The organism is Streptomyces sp. NPDC104202, from assembly GCF_055584185.1.
In genome coordinates, this window is record NZ_JBVJMN010000005.1 from 195,448 (window position 1) to 213,727 (window position 18,280).

Genomic DNA, 18,280 nt, shown 5'->3' on the forward strand with positions numbered 1-18,280 from the left:
GCTCCAGCACCAGCAGAAGCTCCGGCGGCCGCCGATCCGGCGCCCGTGGCTCCACTCACGCTCTTACTCCTCGTGCTCCCCGGCCGAGGGCTCCGTGCCCTCGACTGCCTCGGTCTCGGCCGCTGCGGCCTCGACCGCCGTGACCTCGGCCGCCTCTTCGGCGCCCTCGGCATCGTCGGCGTTCTCGACGAATTCGTCGTCGCTGCCGGCCTCGGCGTTCCGTGCGATGCCGACGACGGCATCGCGCTTGCCCAGGTTGATCAGCTGGACGCCCATGGTGTCACGGCCGGTCTCCCTGACTTCGTTGACTCGCGTACGAATCACACCGCCGGACAGCGTGATGGCGAGGATCTCGTCCGTCTCCTCGACCACCAGCGCGCCCACGAGCGAGCCGCGGTCCTCCACGATCTTGGCGGCCTTGATGCCGAGGCCGCCACGGCCCTGGACGCGGTACTCGTCGACGGGGGTGCGCTTCGCGTACCCGCCGTCGGTCGCGGTGAAGACGAAAGTACCCGGCCGGACGACATTCATCGAGAGCAGCTCGTCGTCCTCGCGGAAACTCATCCCCTTGACGCCCGACGTGGCACGTCCCATCGGACGCAGCGCGTCGTCCGTGGCGGTGAAGCGGATCGACTGCGCCTTCTTGCTGACCAGCAGCAGATCGTCCTCGGCGGAGACCAGCTCGGCGCCGATCAGCTCGTCGTCGGTGCCGTCCTCCCGCTCGCGCAGGTTGATGGCGATGACGCCGCCCGAGCGGGGCGAGTCGTAGTCCTTCAGCACCGTCTTCTTCACCAGACCGGCCTTGGTGGCGAGCACCAGGTACGGCGCGGCGTCGTAGTCGCGGATCGCCAGGATCTGCGCGATCTGCTCGTCCGGCTGGAAGGCCAGCAGGTTGGCCACGTGCTGGCCGCGCGCGTCCCGGCCGGCGTCCGGCAGCTCGTACGCCTTGGCCCGGTAGACCCGGCCCTTGTTGGTGAAGAAGAGCAGCCAGTGGTGCGTGGTGGAGACGAAGAAGTGGTCGACGATGTCGTCCTGCTTCAGCTTCGTGCCGCGCACGCCCTTGCCGCCGCGCTTCTGCGAGCGGTAGTCCTCGGTCTTCGTCCGCTTCACGTAGCCACCGCGCGAGATGGTGACGACGATGTCCTCCTCGGCGATCAGGTCCTCGATGGACATGTCACCGTCGAAGGGCACGAGCTTGGAGCGGCGGTCGTCGCCGAACCGCTCGACGAGGGCGGCGAGCTCCTCGCTGACGATCGACCGCTGGCGCTCCGGAGAGGCCAGGATGGCGTTGTACTCGTCGATCTTGGCCTGGAGCTCGTCGTGCTCGGCGACGATCTTCTGGCGCTCCAGGGCGGCAAGCCGGCGGAGCTGCATCTCCAGGATCGCGTTGGCCTGGATCTCGTCGATCTGCAGCAGGTCCATCAGGCCGCCGCGGGCGACCTCGACGGTGTCGCTGCGCCGGATGAGCGCGATGACCTCGTCGATGGCGTCCAGGGCCTTGAGGAGGCCGCGCAGGATGTGGGCGCGCTCCTCGGCCTTGCGCAGCCGGAACTTCGTCCGGCGGACGATGACCTCGATCTGGTGCGTCACCCAGTGGCGGATGAACGCGTCGAGCGAGAGGGTGCGCGGCACGCCGTCGACGAGCGCCAGCATGTTCGCGCCGAAGTTCGTCTGCAGGTCGGTGTGCTTGTACAGGTTGTTCAGGACGACCTTGGCGACGGCGTCGCGCTTGAGCACGATGACCAGGCGCTGGCCGGTCCGGGACGAGGTCTCGTCGCGGACGTCGGCGATGCCGCCGACCTTGCCGTCCTTCACCAGGTCGGCGATCTTCTGCGCGAGGTTGTCCGGGTTGGTCTGGTACGGCAGTTCCGTGACCACCAGGCACTGGCGGTTGTGGATCTCCTCGACCTCGACGACCGCGCGCATCGTGATCGAGCCGCGGCCGGTCCGGTACGCCTCCTCGATGCCCTTGCGGCCGACGACGAGCGCGCCGGTCGGGAAGTCCGGTCCCTTGATCCGCTCGATCAGCGCGTCGAGGAGCTCCTCGTGGCTGGCGTCGGGGTGCTCCAGCGCCCACTGGGCGCCGGCCGCGACCTCGCGCAGGTTGTGCGGCGGGATGTTGGTCGCCATGCCGACCGCGATGCCGGCGCTGCCGTTGATCAGCAGGTTCGGGAAGCGGGACGGCAGGACCGTCGGCTCCTGGTTGCGGCCGTCGTAGTTGTCCTGGAAGTCGACGGTCTCCTCGTCGATGTCCCGGAGCATCTCCATCGACAGCGTCATCAGCTTGCACTCGGTGTACCGCATGGCGGCGGCCGGGTCGTTGCCCGGGGAGCCGAAGTTGCCGTTGGAGTCGACGAGCGGCATGCGCATCGACCAGGGCTGGGCGAGGCGGACGAGCGCGTCGTAGATCGAGGAGTCGCCGTGCGGGTGGTACGTGCCCATGACGTCGCCGACGACGCGGGCGCACTTGTAGAAGCCCTTCTCGGGCCGGTAGCCGCCGTCGTACATCGCGTACAGCACGCGGCGGTGGACGGGCTTGAGGCCGTCCCGGACGTCGGGCAGCGCGCGGGACACGATGACGGACATCGCGTAGTCGAGGTAGGACCGCTGCATCTCGGTCTCGAGCCCGACGGGCTCGATCCGCAGCGCGGGCTCCTGCTCTTCGGTGGTGCCAGGGGTGTTTTCGTCGGCCATTGCTGGTCGTCAGTCCTTTCGTACGGTCAGCTGAGACCGACTCAGATGTCGAGGAAGCGAACGTCCTTGGCGTTGCGCTGGATGAACGAGCGCCGTGCCTCGACGTCCTCGCCCATCAGCACCGAGAACAGGTCGTCGGCCTGGGCCGCGTCGTCCAGGGTGACCTGGCCGAGCACGCGGTGCTCGACGTCCATGGTGGTGACGCGCAGCTCCTCGGCGTTCATCTCGCCGAGACCCTTGAAGCGCTGGATCGAGTCTTCCTTGATCCGCTTGCCGTTCTGCTTGCCCAGCTCGACGAGCGCGTCGCGCTCCCGGTCCGAGTACGCGTACTCGAAGTCGTCCCGGCCCCACTTGATCTTGTAGAGCGGCGGACGCGAGAGGTAGACGTGACCGGCCTCGACCAGCGGGCGCATGAAGCGGAAGAGGAAGGTCAGCAGCAGGGTGTTGATGTGCTGGCCGTCGACGTCGGCGTCCGCCATCAGGATGATCTTGTGATAGCGGAGCTTCTCGATGTCGAAGTCCTCGTGCACACCGGTGCCGAAGGCGGAGATCAGCGCCTGGACCTCGGTGTTCTGCAGGATCTTGTCGACGCGGGCCTTCTCGACGTTCAGGATCTTGCCGCGGATCGGCAGGATGGCCTGGTACATCGGGTTGCGGCCGGACTTGGCCGAGCCGCCGGCGGAGTCGCCCTCGACGATGAAGATCTCGCACTTGGACGGGTCGTTCGACTGGCAGTCCGACAGCTTGCCCGGCAGCGACGCCGACTCCAGGAGGCCCTTGCGGCGGGTCAGGTCGCGCGCCTTGCGCGCGGCCACGCGCGCGGTGGCGGCCTGGATCGACTTGCGGATGATGTCCGCGGCCTCGTTCGGGTTGCGGTCCAGCCAGTCGTTGAGGTGCTCGTAGACCGCCCTCTGGACGAAGGTCTTGACCTCGGTGTTGCCCAGCTTGGTCTTGGTCTGGCCCTCGAACTGCGGCTCGCTCAGCTTGACCGAGATGATCGCCGTCAGACCCTCGCGGATGTCGTCACCCGTGAGGTTGTCGTCCTTCTCGCGGAGCAGCTTCTTGTCGCGCGCGTACTTGTTGATCAGCGAGGTCAGCGCCGCACGGAAGCCCTCCTCGTGCGTGCCGCCCTCGTGGGTGTGGATGATGTTGGCGAAGGAGTACACGCCCTCGCTGTAGCCGCTGTTCCACTGCATCGCGACCTCGAGGGACAGGGACTTCTCCTTGTCCTCCGCCTCCAGATCGATGACGGTGGGGTGGATCAGTTCGCCCTTGCGCGAGTTGAGGTACTTCACGAAGTCGACGATGCCGCCCTCGTAGTGGTACCTGACCGTGCGCGCGGCCGGCTCGGCGGTCGCCTCGGCGTCCGGGTCGTCGGCGCCGACGGTCGCCTTCGCGGACTCGCGCTCGTCGGTGAGCGTGATCGTGAGGCCCTTGTTGAGGAAGGCCATCTCCTGGAAACGGCGCGAGAGCGTCTCGAAGGAGTACTCGGTCGTCTCGAAGATGTCCGGGTCGGCCCAGAAGGTCACCGACGTGCCGGTCTCGTCGGTCGCCTCGTGCTGGGCGAGCGGGGCCGTCGGGGCGCCCATCTTGTAGTCCTGCGTCCAGCGGTGGCCGTCCGTCTTGATCTCGACGGAGACCTTGGTGGACAGGGCGTTGACCACGGACACGCCGACACCGTGCAGACCGCCGGAGACGGCGTAGCCGCCGCCGCCGAACTTGCCGCCCGCGTGCAGCACCGTGAGCACGACCTCGACGGCCGGCTTGCCCTCGGAGGCCACGATGCCCACCGGGATGCCACGGCCGTTGTCGACGACGCGCACGGCGCCGTCGGGCAGGATCGTCACGTCGATGGTGTCGGCATGGCCGGCCAGGGCTTCGTCGACCGAGTTGTCGACGACCTCCTGCACCATGTGGTGCAGACCGCGCTCACCGGTCGAGCCGATGTACATGCCAGGGCGCTTGCGCACGGCATCCAGGCCCTCGAGTACCTGGATGTTGCTGGCGGTGTACTGGTTGTTCTCGTTGGGGTCGCCGGAATCGGCCACGAAGCGCCCTTTCTGGCACAGCACAGGCCGTTCTCCGGGCATACGGGAGCGGCTGCGTCGTTCGACATGTTCCGCAGGGTGGCGGGATTGTCTCCCAGTCTACCGGTAGCGCCGACACTCATGGGGGTTTGCCGGTACCTGAGTCCGCATGTGCCGCCCTGCGCGGCACCGAGACGACTCCCCATATCCAGACAGGGGCTCCAGAGGCCCCAGACGGCCACCTAGCGCTTCGGCCGGTGACCCGTTGTGGGCATGCGTCCCGCGGCGTGCGGAGGCACCCCCGACGGAGGCGGGGGAGAGGGGCCGGAGAGGGCGCGGAAAGGGGGCCGCCGCGGCGCACGGGGGCACGGCGGAGGCCGCGGGGGGCCGTGTCAGGAAGCGTCGGCGCCGCCGCGGGGGAGGCGTCCGCAGCGGCGGGGCCGTCGAGGGGGGAGGCGCTCCGCCGGCGGCGGGGCCGACGGCGGGGACTCGTTCCGCCCGCAGCGGGGCCGCCGCGGGAAGGGCCCGCCGCGCGCCCGGCCGCGTCCTAGCCGTAGGTGTCGCCGGGCCCGACGCTTCCGGGGGCCCGGAGGGGCCCGTAGCCGCGCCGTGGGGCCCCGGGACCCAGGACCTTGATCATCCGGACCGTCCCGTGCCCCAGGTCCTCGTTGAGCCGGGCCACGAGCCGGGGCGCCAGCAGCCGCAGCTGCGTCGCCCAGGCCGTCGAGTCGCACTGGACGGTCAGCACGCGCGCGTCCGGCTCGTCGTCGAACTTCAGCGGGACGCAGTGCTTGGCCAGGTCCTCGCCGACGATCTGCGGCCAGCGGCCCATGACTCCGCCGACCGCCGCGGGCGTCTCCCAGCCGCGCTCGGTGATCAGCCGGTTGATCGCCGCACCGAGCGCCATGGGGTCGCGCCCGTCGGCGCGCGCGCCGGAGCGCAGGCCGCCGCCGCGCCGGGCCTGCTTCTTCTGCTGGGCGGCCGCGCCCCGGGCCTTCGCCTGTTCCTTGGCCGCGCGCAGGGCGACGCGGGCGAGGTCGACGCCGGAGTGCTCGGGCACCTTGGGGGTCTCGGCCGCGCGGGCCGGGTCCTGGCTTCCCCTTCCGGGGAAGGGCTGCTCGCTCATACCCGCTCCACCGTCCCTCCGGAGACCGCGTACCGCGTGCCGGCGAGGACGCCGGGCACGTCGTCGTCGACGGCCGCCGTCACGAGCACCTGCTCGCCGCCGGCCACCAGCTCCGCGAGCCGCTCGCGCCGCCGGGCGTCCAGCTCGGCGAAGACGTCGTCGAGGACGAGCACCGGCTCGTTGCCCTCGGAGCGGAGCAGGTCGTACGAGGCCAGCCGCAGCGCCAGCGCGTACGACCAGGACTCGCCGTGGCTGGCGTAACCCTTCGCCGGGAGGTCGCCGAGCTTGAGGAGCAGTTCGTCACGGTGCGGGCCGACGAGCGTGACGCCCCGCTCGACCTCCTGCTTGCGGACCTCGGCGAGGGCGGCGAGCAGCTGCCCGTACAGCTCCTCGCGGCTCTGCCCGGCGCCCGGCGCGGAGGGGCGGTACTCCAGCAGAATCGGTCCGCCGCCGGGCGCCAGCTGCTCGTACGCCTTGTCCGCGAGCGGCTGGAGGGTGTGGATGAGGTCCAGCCGCTGGGCGAGCAGCTCCGCGCCGGCCCGGGCCAGGTGCTGGTCCCAGACGTCGAGGGTGGACAGGTCCATGCCGCGGCCGCCGTGCCGGCGGGCCATCGCCGCCGACTTGAGGAGCGTGTTGCGCTGCTTGAGGACCCGCTCGTAGTCGGAGCGGACGCCCGCCATGCGCGGCGTGCGCGCCGTGATCAGCTCGTCGAGGAAGCGCCGGCGCTCGCCGGGGTCGCCCTTCACCAGGGCGAGGTCCTCCGGGGCGAACAGCACGGTGCGGACGATCCCCAGCACGTCACGCGGCCTGACCTGGGAGGACCTGTTGATACGGGCGCGGTTGGCCCGGCCGGGGTTGAGCTCCAGCTCGACCAGCTGGGAGCGCTCGCCCTGGGTGACGGCGGCGCGGATGACCGCGCGCTCCGCTCCCATCCTGACGAGCGGGGCGTCGGAGGCGACGCGGTGGCTGCCGAGGGTCGCCAGATAGCCGACGGCCTCGACCAGGTTGGTCTTGCCCTGGCCGTTGGCGCCCACGAAAGCCGTGACGCCCGGGTCGAGCGGGACCTCGACCCGGGCGTAGGAGCGGAAGTCGGCCAGCGAGAGATGCGTGACGTGCATGGTTGGGCGCCGACCTTCTTCCCCCGGCGGCTGTGCACCGCGGGGTGCACAGCCTGTGGATTACTTCTTCGTCTCGACCGCGTGGCCGCCGAACTGGTTGCGCAGCGCGGCGATCATCTTCATCTGCGGGGAGTCGTCCTGGCGCGAGGCGAACCGCGCGAACAGCGAGGCGGTGATCGCCGGCAGCGGGACGGCGTTGTCGATGGCGGCCTCGACCGTCCACCGGCCCTCGCCGGAGTCCGACGCGTAGCCGCGCAGCTTGTCCAGGTGCTCGTCCTCGTCCAGCGCGTTCACCGCGAGGTCCAGCAGCCAGGAACGGATGACCGTGCCCTCCTGCCAGGAGCGGAAGACCTCGCGCACGTCGGTGACGGAGTCGACCTTCTCCAGGAGCTCCCAGCCCTCGGCGTAGGCCTGCATCATCGCGTACTCGATGCCGTTGTGGACCATCTTCGCGAAGTGGCCGGCGCCGACCTTGCCCGCGTGGACCGAGCCGAACTCGCCCTCGGGCTTGAGCGCGTCGAAGATCGGCTGGACCCTCGCCACGTCCTCGGCGGAGCCGCCGTACATCAGCGCGTAGCCGTTCTCCAGGCCCCAGACGCCGCCGGAGACGCCGCAGTCGACGAACCCGATGCCCTTGGCGGCGAGCTCCTCGGCGTGCTTCTCGTCGTCCGTCCAGCGCGAGTTGCCGCCGTCGACGACGATGTCACCGGGGGAGAGCAGAGCGGCCAGCTCGTCGATGGTGGACTGGGTCGCGGCGCCTGCCGGGACCATGACCCACACGACGCGCGGACCCTTGAGCTTGCCCACAAGCTCTTCGAGGCTGTGGACATCGGCGAGGTCCGGGTTGCGGTCGTATCCGATGACGGTGTGGCCTGCGCGGCGGATGCGCTCGCGCATGTTGCCGCCCATCTTGCCGAGACCGACGAGACCGAGCTCCATCAGAGATTCCTTAAGCGTCGTGTGCGGTTTACCCGGGTCCGAGCCTACGCCCGGACCCGGGTGCACACCTGTGGGGTCAGCCGCTCAGGCGATGCCCCGAGGAACCGGGATCAACCGGACAGCCGCACCGGCATGATCAGGTACTTGTAGGCCTCGTCCGCCTCGGCGTCCAGGGCGGGCTTGCCGCTGAGGAGGGCCGGCTTGGTGGAGGTCGTGAAGGAGAGCTGGGCGACCGGGGAGTCGATGGCGCTGAGGCCGTCGAGCAGGAAGGTCGGGTTGAAGGCGATCGAGATGTCGTCGCCCTCCAGCTGCGCGTCCACGCGCTCCACAGCCTGTGCGTCGTCGCTGGAGCCGGCCTCCAGGATCAGCACGCCCTGCTCGAAGCTCAGCCGGACCGGGGTGTTGCGCTCCGCCACCAGGGCCACGCGCTTGACGGCCTCGACGAAGGGGGCGGTCTCGATCACCGCGACGGAGTTGAACTCCGTCGGGAAGAGCGTCCGGTACTTCGGCAGGTCGCCCTCGAGCAGCCGGGTCGTGGTGCGGCGGCCCGCGCCCTCGAAGCCGATCAGGCCCTCGCCCTGGCCGGAGCCGGAGAGCGCCAGCGTGACCGTGTCGCCGCTCGTGAGCGCCTTGGCGGTGTCCAGGAGGGTCTTCGCGGGCACCAGGGCGACCGCGGAGGCGTCCGGGGACTCCGGCTTCCACAGGAACTCGCGGACCGCGAAGCGGTAGCGGTCGGTGGAGGCCAGGGTGACCGTGTCGCCCTCGATCTCGATGCGCACACCGGTGAGGACGGGCAGCGTGTCGTCACGGCCGGCGGCGATGGCCACCTGCGCGGCGGCGGAGGCGAAGACCTCACCGGGGACGGTGCCGGTCGCGGTGGGCATCTCCGGCAGCGCCGGGTACTCCTCCACAGGCAGGGTGTGGAGGGTGAAGCGGGAGGAGCCGCAGACCACGGTCGCCCGTACACCGTCTGTGGAGATCTCCACCGGACGGTTGGGGAGGGCGCGGCAGATGTCGGCGAGGAGCCGGCCGGAGACGAGGACGGTGCCGTCCTCCTCGACCTCCGCCTCGACGGAGACGCGGGCCGAGACCTCGTAGTCGAAGCTCGAGAAGCTCAGCGCGCCGTCCTCGGCCTTCAGCAGAAGGCCCGCGAGCACGGGCGCCGGCGGACGGGCCGGGAGGCTGCGGGCCACCCAGGCCACCGCCTCCGCGAGTACATCGCGCTCCACCCGGATCTTCACCGGAACCGCCTCCTGCTTGTTGCTGGCTCTTCGTCGACTGCGGGAACCAGTCTGACGTACGCCGCCGACACTCGGTGCTGCTCGGGGTCAAGTCGCGACAAGAGCGCGTCGGAGCTCCGGCGCCGAGTTGTGCACAGGTCCCACTTCGAAGCGGATTCCTAGCTAACTCTAAGTGGGAGTAGTAGTAGGGCCTGTGGAAACCGTGGATAACGTCGTTTCTGCAGGTCAGGCCCAGTTTTTTGTCCACCGACCCTGTGGGTGGACCCCGTGGAAAACCAGGGGTCTCTGTGGACATACGAAAGTTCTGCACACCCCATGCACAGGGCGCGGGGAGTTCTCCCCAGCGCTGTCCCCAGCTTTCCCCACGTTCCCCACAGCCCAAACGTCTCCCTTGGTGTGACCGCTTTCACTCGGCCCGGTGAGCGGGGGTGTTTTGTTGCCGAACAGTGGACAGCGGTGTGGAGAAGCTGTGGGCAACCGACCCGCCCCTGGGGACGGTCGGTGGACAACGGCTGGGGCCTCCTGTGGACGAAAGATTCATCCACAGGCTGTGGAGATCGTTTGCCAACAATTCCACAGGGGCCTGACCTGGGGTGATGATCTGTCAACAGGTTGGCCTGTGGACATGATCCGGATAACTCGACAGTCCCCACCCTGTGGACGAGAGATCATCCCCCAATCTGTGGAGAACCTGCCACCGGAACGGAGTAATCGAACAGCGGACGCTCGTGCCGCCGTCGTTCCCGGCTCGTCCCCCGCTCGTTGCGGGCCCTTCGGCGGTCCTTCGGCGGCCCGTCGTCCGCTCGTTTCCGGCGCCTCCCCCGTCTGTGGCCGGCCCGTTCGGCGCCCCGCCCCGGCCGGGGAAGCCCTTCGGGAGAACGCGGAAGGGCGCCCCGGGAGGTCGTCCCGGGGCGCCCTTCGGAGCCGTGGAGGCCGTCGTGGCGGCCCTGCGTCAGCCGTTCTTGATGCGGTTGGTGAGCTCGGTGACCTGGTTGTAGATGGAGCGCCGCTCCGCCATCAGGGCCCGGATCTTCCGGTCCGCGTGCATCACCGTGGTGTGGTCGCGGCCGCCGAACTGCGCGCCGATCTTCGGCAGCGAGAGGTCCGTGAGCTCCCGGCACAGGTACATGGCGATCTGCCGCGCCGTCACCAGGACCCGGCTGCGCGAGGATCCGCAGAGGTCCTCCACGGTCAGACCGAAGTAGTCGGCCGTGGCCGCCATGATCGCGGGCGCGGTGATCTCCGGCGAGCTGTCCTCGCCACCGGGGATCAGGTCCTTGAGGACGATCTCGGTGAGCCCCAGGTCCACCGGCTGACGGTTGAGGCTCGCGAAGGCCGTCACCCGGATCAGCGCGCCCTCCAGCTCACGGATGTTCCGCGAGATCCGCGACGCGATGAACTCCAGCACCTCCGGCGGGGCGTTGAGCTGCTCCTGCACCGCCTTCTTGCGGAGGATGGCGATGCGGGTCTCCAGCTCCGGCGGCTGCACGTCGGTGGTGAGGCCCCACTCGAAGCGGTTGCGGAGCCGGTCCTCCAGCGTCACCAGCTGCTTGGGCGGCCGGTCCGAGGAGAGCACGATCTGCTTGTTCGCGTTGTGGAGGGTGTTGAAGGTGTGGAAGAACTCCTCCTGCGTCGACTCCTTGCTCGCGAGGAACTGGATGTCGTCGACGAGCAGGATGTCCACGTCGCGGTAGCGCTTGCGGAACGCGTCGCCCTTGCCGTCGCGGATCGAGTTGATGAACTCGTTGGTGAACTCCTCGGAGCTCACGTACCGCACGCGCGTGCCCGGGTAGAGGCTCCGCGCGTAGTGCCCGATCGCGTGCAGCAGGTGGGTCTTGCCGAGGCCCGACTCCCCGTAGATGAAGAGCGGGTTGTACGCCTTGGCCGGCGCCTCGGCCACCGCGACCGCGGCCGCGTGCGCGAAGCGGTTCGAGGAGCCGATGACGAAGGTGTCGAAGAGGTACTTGGGGTTGAGCCGCGCGTGCTGCTCGCCCGGAGCGCCGGCCCCGCCGCCCTGACCGGACGACGCGCCGGGACCGCCGGGGGGCCCGGGCACCGGACCGCCGCCCGGACGCGGGCCGGGACGGGCGCCGTGCCCCTGCGGGTCGGGCAGCTCGGCGCGCTCGGGCCGCTGCTGCGGCTCGTAGCCGCGGGACGGCTCGTCGTAGCGGGGCTGCCGCGACTGGTCCGGGCCCGTGTACGGCGCGCGCTCCTGGTAGCCGCCGAGCCGCGGCTGCTGCCAGGAGAGGTCCTCCTGGGTGCGCGGCCAGGCGCCGGGGTCGGGCCGCTGCTGTCCGTAGTCGGGATAGGCGGGGCGCGCGGTGGGCAGCCCGTCGTCCGGCATCGGCCGGTGGCCGTAGCCGTCGTACTTCTCGTACGGCTCGGGGCGCGCGCGCTCGTCGTAGCGGGGCTGCTGCGGCTGCTGGGCCGGGGGCGCCGGCGGGGTCGGCTCGCCGACGGAGTCGTCGACCGTGATCGCGATCCGGATCGGCCGGCCGCACTCACGGCTGAGGGTCTCGCTGATCAGCGGGGCGAGCCGGCCCTCCAGGACGCGCTTGCCCCACTCGTTCGGCACCGCGAGGAGCGCGGTGTCCGCGACCAGGGCGAGCGGCTGGCAGCGCTCGATCCACTGCTTGTCCTTGGACTCGATCCCCTGCTGGCCCTCGGCGAGGAGATGCTCCAGGACCCGTGGCCACACTGCGGCAAGATCGGCAGGTACGTCAGCCACAGGGCACGCTTTCTCGCAGGTCCCCACGATGGTGTGGTTCTCGGGGACAGTGGGTCGAAGTCCGTGAGGACGGGTCCGGGAGGACAGGAGAGGACAGAAGGGAAAAGATTGTGGAGTCCAACCACGGTAGTCGCGCCGCCTGACGTGGTTCAAGTTGTTGTCCACAGCCTGTGCACAATGGGAGGTGGCGACAGGTCGGTTTGACCGGATGGCGTAGCCGCGCGTACCGTAACCAGGTCGAGTTGTCGATGGCTGCTGCCGCCTGCCTCCGATGGGCGAAGATCACGATCTGTGGTCGCGAAGCGGTGCACTCGAGCGAATACGAGCTACTCGTGGGCGCACGGTGACAGCCAGGCGATGTCCCGCCATCTACGAATCATTTCTGGAGCCCCCGAGTGAGCAAGCGCACCTTCCAGCCGAACAACCGTCGTCGCGCGAAGACCCACGGCTTCCGCCTGCGCATGCGTACCCGCGCCGGCCGCGCCATCCTTGCGAACCGCCGTTCCAAGGGTCGCGCTGAGCTGTCCGCCTGATCTGCTGTAAACAGGTCATGACGTGCTGCCTACCGAGAATCGGCTGAGGCGGCGCGAGGACTTCGCAACCGCGGTACGCCGAGGTCGCCGGGCCGGTCGCCCGCTCCTCGTCGTCCACCTACGCAGCGGTGCAACGGACCCGCACGCGCCTGGGGAGAGCGCTCCCCCGTCGCGTGCGGGTTTCGTCGTGAGCAAGGCCGTAGGCGTTGCGGTGGTCCGCAACAAGGTGAAGCGACGCCTGCGCCATCTCGTCCGCGACCGACTCGCCGAGCTGCCCCCCGGTAGCCTGGTGGTCGTACGGGCGTTGCCCGGAGCCGGTGACGCCGACCACGCACAGCTGGCCCGAGACCTGGACGCCGCTCTTCAGCGGCTGCTGGGAGGGGGCACGCGATGAAGTACCCGCTGCTGGCTCTCATCAAGCTGTACCAGTGGACGATCAGCCCGCTTCTCGGGCCCGTCTGCCGGTACTACCCGTCGTGTTCCCACTATGGATTCACGGCCATCGACCGGCATGGCGCGATCAAGGGCACGGCCCTGACCGCCTGGCGCATCCTGCGGTGCAACCCGTGGTCGCCCGGCGGTGTGGATCACGTTCCTCCGCGTAAGCGCCCCCGCTGGCACGAGATGCTGCGGAACGCGCTGCGCGGCGACAAGGGCGGGTCCCCCGCCGAGACGAGCCCGGCCGCCGAGACCTCGCCCAATGCTCAAGGAGCCTGATTAGTGGACACGATTGCCAGTCTGTTCAGCTTCATCACCTGGCCCGTTTCCTGGGTCATCGTCCAGTTCCACAAGGTGTACGGGGCGATCTTCGGCCCTGACACGGGCTGGGCCTGGGGCCTGTCCATCGTGTCTCTCGTGGTGCTGATCCGCATCTGTCTGATTCCGCTGTTCGTCAAGCAGATCAAGTCGACGCGGAACATGCAGGCGCTCCAGCCGAAGATGAAGGCGATCCAGGAGCGCTACAAGAGCGACAAGCAGCGTCAGTCCGAAGAGATGATGAAGCTGTACAAGGAGACGGGTACCAACCCGCTCTCCTCGTGCCTTCCCATCCTGGCGCAGTCGCCCTTCTTCTTCGCGCTGTACCACGTGCTCTCGGCGATCGCCTCGGGCAAGGAGATCGGTGTCATCGACGGCCCGCTGCTCGCCAGCGCCCGTCAGGCCCACATCTTCGGTGCCCCGCTCGCGTCGAAGTTCACCGACTCCGCCGCCGAGGTCGCCGCTCTCGACGCCTCGCTGACCTCGGTCCGCATCGTCACCGCGGTCATGATCGTCATGATGTCGGCCTCGCAGTTCTTCACCCAGCGCCAGCTGATGATGAAGAACGTCGACCTCTCGGTGAAGACGCCGTACATGCAGCAGCAGAAGATGCTCATGTACATCTTCCCGGTGATCTTCGCCGTCATGGGCATCAACTTCCCCGTCGGTGTCCTCGTCTACTGGCTGACCACCAACGTGTGGACCATGGGCCAGCAGATGTACGTGATCAACCAGAACCCGACCCCGGGCAGCAAGGCGCAGGACTCCTACCTCCAGCGCCTGCTGAAGAGCATCACGGAGCACGGTGAGGTCCGCGGCCGCCGCCGCAAGAACGTCGTCAAGGTGGTCGTCGCCAAGGGCAGCGACCGCAACGAGAACGAGCGCCGTTTCTTCGCGGGCCTGTCCAAGGCCGGCTTCGCGGCCCAGGCCGACGGCACCGTGATCAAGGGCGCCACGATCGAGGCCGAGGCCGAGGGCGGTGCCACGGCACGTCGCCAGCAGCCGAAGCGCCAGACCAAGGCCCAGCGCCAGGCATCCGCGCACAAGGACACCGAGGACGTCTCCGGGTCCGCCGCCGAGCCCACGGCTCCCTCGCTCGAGAAGAAGCCCCAGGGTCCGGCCGCGTCCGACGCGAAGACCGACGCGAAGACCGAGGCCAAGGACGACGCCCAGGGCGACAAGCCGGCCCGTCCCAGCCGTGCCAACTCCGGGAACACCCGTCAGGGCAAGTCCGGCCAGGGGCAGCGCAAGGGCCAGCAGCGGCCCAAGCACCCGTCCTCCAAGAAGTAAGCCCTCCACGCACAAGAAGGAGTCCATCCGTGACGGAAGGCACCACCTCCGCCGCCGCCGAGGGTGGCGACACCCTGACCCGCCTGGAGCAGGAGGGTGAGATCGCGGCCGACTACCTCGAGGGTCTGCTCGACATCGCCGACCTCGACGGCGACATCGACATGGACGTCGAGGCGGACCGGGCCGCAGTCTCGATCATCAGCGACTCCAGCAGCCGTGAGCTGCAGAAGCTCGTGGGTCGCGACGGTGAGGTCCTGGAGGCTCTCCAGGAGCTGACGCGCCTGGCCGTGCACCGGGAGACGGGTGACCGCAGCCGACTGATGCTCGACATCGCCGGCTTCCGGGCCAAGAAGCGCTCCGAGCTCGCGGAGCTGGGTGCCAAGGCGGCGAACGAGGTGAAGTCCTCGGGTCAGCCGGTCAAGCTGGACCCGATGACGCCGTTCGAGCGCAAGGTCGTCCACGACGCGATCGCCGCCGCCGGTCTGCGCAGCGAGTCCGAGGGCGAGGAGCCGCAGCGCTTCGTCGTCGTGCTCCCGGCCTGAACCCTCACGTAGTCTCGGCCCCGTCTGTTCGCAGGCGGGGCCGATCTTTGTCAGCCTGATAGTCAGCCACCACAGTGCGCTCGCACGCGAAGCGTGCGGTACGGAAGGACGGTTCCCGTGACGGAGGCAGCGGAGCTCCCCGAGGCGCCGGAGCAGGCGCGGACAGTCTTCGGTGAGTACTTCCCGGAGGCCGTGCGGTACGCGGAGCTCCTCGCGGACGCGGGTGTGAAGCGCGGTCTGATCGGCCCGCGTGAGGTCCCGCGTCTGTGGGAACGCCATCTGCTGAACTGTGCCGTCCTCGCGGAGGCCGTCCCCGAGGGCGTCACGGTCTGCGACGTGGGCTCGGGCGCCGGTCTCCCGGGCATCCCGCTGGCACTGGTCCGTCCCGACCTGAAGATCACGCTCCTGGAGCCGCTCCTTCGCCGGACGAACTTCCTCCAGGAGGTCGTCGAACTGCTCGGTCTCGACCATGTGACCGTGGTCCGCGGTCGCGCCGAGGAGATGCTCGGCAAGATCACGCCCGTGCATGTCGTGACCGCCCGTGCGGTGGCGCCGCTCGACCGGCTGGCCGGCTGGGGCGTCCCCCTGCTGCGCCCGTACGGCGAGATGCTGGCGCTCAAGGGCGACACCGCGGAGGAGGAGATCAACGGTGCCCGCGCCGCGCTCTCCCGGCTCGGTGTGGTGGAGACCTCGGTGCTGCAGGTCGGCGAGGGCATCGTCGATCCCCAGACCACGGTCGTTCGGGTGGAGGTCGGCGAGAGCCCGGGCGGGGTGCGCTTCGCCGCCAAGCGGGCCAAGGCCGCCCGGACGAGCAAGACCCGCCGGCGACGCTGAACGTCGCATACGTACCATTTCGGAGTGTCGAGCGGCCCCGGCCGGGCGGCAGGGGCATGGTGTTTCACGTGAAACGTCGCTCACTGCTGCAGGGGATCATCAGCCGTGGCCGCGCGGCTGCCACGCCCCGGGACCGCAGACCCCGCGTGCAGCCACTCGCGAGGGTTACGGAGTTGTCCACAGAGGTGGATTCACCCACAGAACCACCGGCCTCGCTGGTTCACGACCCCGAAAGCATGGCAGGCTCTGCTCATCGCGAGTCTGAAGCCGAGGAGAGTGAATCCTTGCGGTCCGACGCCAACATCGCGGGACCGATGACCGACCCGGTCCCCGGTCCCCGAACCGAATCGGTGGGGGAGGATGTTTCACGTGAAACACCGCCCCCGATGGACGACACCCCCATTGGTCGTGCTGCCCAGCTGGCAGTAGAGGCCCTGGGTCGTGCCGGTGAGGGGCTTCCCCGACCGGCTCAGACACGCGTGATGGTGGTCGCCAACCAGAAGGGCGGCGTGGGCAAGACGACCACGACCGTCAACCTCGCCGCGTCCCTCGCCCTGCACGGGGCCAGGGTCCTGGTCATCGACCTGGACCCGCAGGGCAACGCCTCCACGGCGCTCGGCATCGACCACCACGCCGAGGTCCCCTCGATCTACGACGTCCTGGTCGACAGCAGGCCGCTCTCCGAAGTGGTGCAGCCCGTCCTGGAGGTCGAGGGCCTCTTCTGTGCCCCGGCCACGATCGATCTCGCGGGTGCGGAGATCGAGCTCGTGTCGCTGGTGGCCCGTGAGAGCCGGCTGCAGCGGGCGATCCAGGCGTACGAGCAGCCGCTCGACTACATCCTGATCGACTGCCCTCCCTCCCTCGGGCTCCTCACGGTGAACGCCATGGTGGCGGGCGCCGAGGTACTGATCCCGATCCAGTGCGAGTACTACGCGCTGGAGGGGCTGGGCCAGCTCCTGCGGAACGTCGACCTGGTGCGCGGCCACCTCAACCCGGGGCTCCACGTCTCGACGATCCTGCTCACCATGTACGACGGCCGGACGAGGCTCGCCTCCCAGGTCGCCGACGAGGTGCGCACCCACTTCAGCGAAGAGGTCCTGCGGACCAGCATTCCGCGGTCCGTCCGCATCTCCGAGGCGCCGAGCTACGGCCAGACGGTCCTCACCTACGATCCGGGCTCCAGTGGCGCCCTCTCGTATCTCGAAGCGGCCCGTGAGATCGCTCTGCGGGGGGCGGCCGTCCACTACGACCCCCAGCACGCCCATGTAGGGCACCAGAACAGCCAGCGCAGCATGTCGGAGGGGATCCAGTGAGCGAGCGACGCAGGGGATTGGGGCGTGGGCTCGGTTCGCTGATCCCCACGGCTCCCCAGGAGCGGCAGGCTCCGGTCGGTGTCGGGGCGGGTGCAACCTCCCCCGGTGCTGCCCCCGTGCTGACGACGGAGCGCGGTGTGGCCGCCGCGAAGCTGGCGACGCTGCCGCAGAGCCCCCAGTCCCCCGACTCGGTGGTGTCGTGGAGCGAGCCCGAGACGGCCGCTGTTCCGGAGTCTCCGGCCGGCGCCCACTTCGCGGAGCTGCCGCTCGACGCGATCACGCCCAACCCGCGCCAGCCGCGTGAGGTCTTCGACGAGGACGCACTCGCCGAGCTGATCGCCTCCATCAAGGAGGTCGGCCTCCTCCAGCCCGTGGTCGTGCGCCAGGCGGGTGCCGAGCGCTATGAGCTGATCATGGGCGAGCGCCGCTGGCGCGCCTGCCGTGAGGCCGGCCTGGACCGCATCCCGGCCATCGTGCGCCACACCGACGACGAGAAGCTGCTCCTGGACGCGCTCCTGGAGAACCTCCACCGGGCCCAGCTGAACCCGCTGGAAGAGGCCGCGGCCTACGACCAGCTCCTCAAGGACTTCAACTGCACCCACGACCAGCTGGCCGACCGGATCGGACGCTCGCGTCCGCAGGTCTCCAACACGCTTCGGCTGCTGCGGCTCTCCCCGCCGGTCCAGAGCCGGGTCGCCGCCGGGGTGATCTCCGCCGGCCACGCTCGCGCCCTGCTGGGTGTCGAGGACCCGGAGGCCCAGGACAAGCTGGCATACCGGATCGTGGCCGAGGGACTCTCCGTGCGGTCCGTCGAGGAGATCGTGACGCTGATGGGCTCCGAGCCCGGCGCGACGGTCAAGCCCAAGGGTCCCCGTGCGGGTGCCCGGGTGTCGCCCGCGCTCACGGACCTCGCCTCCCGGCTCTCCGACCGCTTCGAGACCCGGGTGAAGGTCGACCTGGGCCAGAAGAAGGGCAAGATCGTCGTCGAGTTCGCCTCGATGGACGACCTGGAGCGGATCCTCTCGACCCTCGCTCCCGGTGAGGGACGGGTCATGGACTCCAGGAACGGCGAGCAGGACGAGCAGGGCTGAGGCCCAGCGCTCCACGACTCCGCACAGGGCGGGCCGTGCTCCGGTCTT

The 18,280-nt window shown here is 69.5% G+C and carries 15 protein-coding genes; 8 read left to right on the top strand and 7 right to left on the bottom strand.

Going from position 1 to position 18,280, the window contains the following annotated elements; genetic code table 11:
- Positions 1 to 63: 63 nt before the first annotated feature.
- The 7 genes from gyrA to dnaA all read right to left on the bottom strand — a co-directional run bounded on the left by gyrA (position 64) and on the right by dnaA (position 11,873).
- Positions 64 to 2,694: a DNA gyrase subunit A gene (gene gyrA, locus ACZ60W_RS05815; RefSeq protein WP_469754104.1), complete on the bottom strand. Its 2,631-nt coding sequence runs from the start codon at positions 2,692 to 2,694 to the stop codon at positions 64 to 66.
- A gap of 41 nt (positions 2,695 to 2,735) precedes the next feature.
- Complete coding sequence (gyrB, locus tag ACZ60W_RS05820) at positions 2,736 to 4,766, bottom strand: DNA topoisomerase (ATP-hydrolyzing) subunit B (protein WP_469754105.1); 2,031 nt, start codon at positions 4,764 to 4,766, stop codon at positions 2,736 to 2,738.
- 502 nt (positions 4,767 to 5,268) lie between these two features.
- The gene (locus ACZ60W_RS05825) at positions 5,269 to 5,847 is read right to left on the bottom strand and encodes a DciA family protein (protein ID WP_469754106.1); all 579 of its coding nucleotides are present in this window, start codon (positions 5,845 to 5,847) and stop codon (positions 5,269 to 5,271) included.
- Positions 5,844 to 6,965, bottom strand: a complete 1,122-nt coding sequence (gene recF, locus ACZ60W_RS05830; RefSeq protein ID WP_469754107.1) for a DNA replication/repair protein RecF — start codon at positions 6,963 to 6,965, stop codon at positions 5,844 to 5,846. Before recF ends, ACZ60W_RS05825 begins: the two co-directional genes overlap by 4 nt.
- 60 nt (positions 6,966 to 7,025) lie before the next feature.
- Complete coding sequence (gene gnd / locus ACZ60W_RS05835) at positions 7,026 to 7,904, bottom strand: phosphogluconate dehydrogenase (NAD(+)-dependent, decarboxylating) (protein ID WP_469754108.1); 879 nt, start codon at positions 7,902 to 7,904, stop codon at positions 7,026 to 7,028.
- Between the two features lie 110 nt (positions 7,905 to 8,014).
- Complete coding sequence (gene dnaN / locus ACZ60W_RS05840; RefSeq protein WP_366303013.1) at positions 8,015 to 9,145, bottom strand: DNA polymerase III subunit beta; 1,131 nt, start codon at positions 9,143 to 9,145, stop codon at positions 8,015 to 8,017.
- A gap of 952 nt (positions 9,146 to 10,097) precedes the next feature.
- Entirely contained in the window at positions 10,098 to 11,873 is a 1,776-nt protein-coding gene (gene dnaA / locus ACZ60W_RS05845; protein WP_469754109.1) for a chromosomal replication initiator protein DnaA, read from the bottom strand.
- Between the two features lie 395 nt (positions 11,874 to 12,268).
- On the opposite strand from dnaA, the gene rpmH reads away from it, so the two are divergent.
- From rpmH to ACZ60W_RS05885, 8 genes are all read left to right on the top strand, one after another.
- The gene (gene rpmH, locus ACZ60W_RS05850; RefSeq protein ID WP_469754110.1) at positions 12,269 to 12,406 is read left to right on the top strand and encodes a 50S ribosomal protein L34; all 138 of its coding nucleotides are present in this window, start codon (positions 12,269 to 12,271) and stop codon (positions 12,404 to 12,406) included.
- 22 nt (positions 12,407 to 12,428) lie between these two features.
- Positions 12,429 to 12,800 carry a ribonuclease P protein component gene (gene rnpA, locus ACZ60W_RS05855; protein ID WP_366303017.1) on the top strand — a complete coding sequence of 124 codons (372 nt, stop codon included), beginning with the start codon at positions 12,429 to 12,431 and terminating at the stop codon, positions 12,798 to 12,800.
- Positions 12,797 to 13,123, top strand: a complete 327-nt coding sequence (gene yidD, locus ACZ60W_RS05860; RefSeq protein ID WP_352018112.1) for a membrane protein insertion efficiency factor YidD — start codon at positions 12,797 to 12,799, stop codon at positions 13,121 to 13,123. The genes rnpA and yidD overlap by 4 nt, the downstream gene beginning before the upstream one ends.
- Before the next feature lie 3 nt (positions 13,124 to 13,126).
- Positions 13,127 to 14,452 carry a membrane protein insertase YidC gene (gene yidC / locus ACZ60W_RS05865; RefSeq protein WP_469754111.1) on the top strand — a complete coding sequence of 442 codons (1,326 nt, stop codon included), beginning with the start codon at positions 13,127 to 13,129 and terminating at the stop codon, positions 14,450 to 14,452.
- Between the two features lie 29 nt (positions 14,453 to 14,481).
- Positions 14,482 to 14,994, top strand: coding sequence for a Jag family protein (locus tag ACZ60W_RS05870; RefSeq protein WP_469754112.1), 513 nt, complete (start codon positions 14,482 to 14,484; stop codon positions 14,992 to 14,994).
- A 117-nt stretch (positions 14,995 to 15,111) separates the two neighbouring features.
- The gene (rsmG, locus tag ACZ60W_RS05875; RefSeq protein WP_469754113.1) at positions 15,112 to 15,828 is read left to right on the top strand and encodes a 16S rRNA (guanine(527)-N(7))-methyltransferase RsmG; all 717 of its coding nucleotides are present in this window, start codon (positions 15,112 to 15,114) and stop codon (positions 15,826 to 15,828) included.
- A 236-nt stretch (positions 15,829 to 16,064) separates the two neighbouring features.
- Positions 16,065 to 17,141: a ParA family protein gene (locus ACZ60W_RS05880; RefSeq protein WP_469754114.1), complete on the top strand. Its 1,077-nt coding sequence runs from the start codon at positions 16,065 to 16,067 to the stop codon at positions 17,139 to 17,141.
- The gene (locus ACZ60W_RS05885; RefSeq protein WP_469754115.1) at positions 17,138 to 18,232 is read left to right on the top strand and encodes a ParB/RepB/Spo0J family partition protein; all 1,095 of its coding nucleotides are present in this window, start codon (positions 17,138 to 17,140) and stop codon (positions 18,230 to 18,232) included. Before ACZ60W_RS05880 ends, ACZ60W_RS05885 begins: the two co-directional genes overlap by 4 nt.
- Positions 18,233 to 18,280 lie beyond the last annotated feature (48 nt).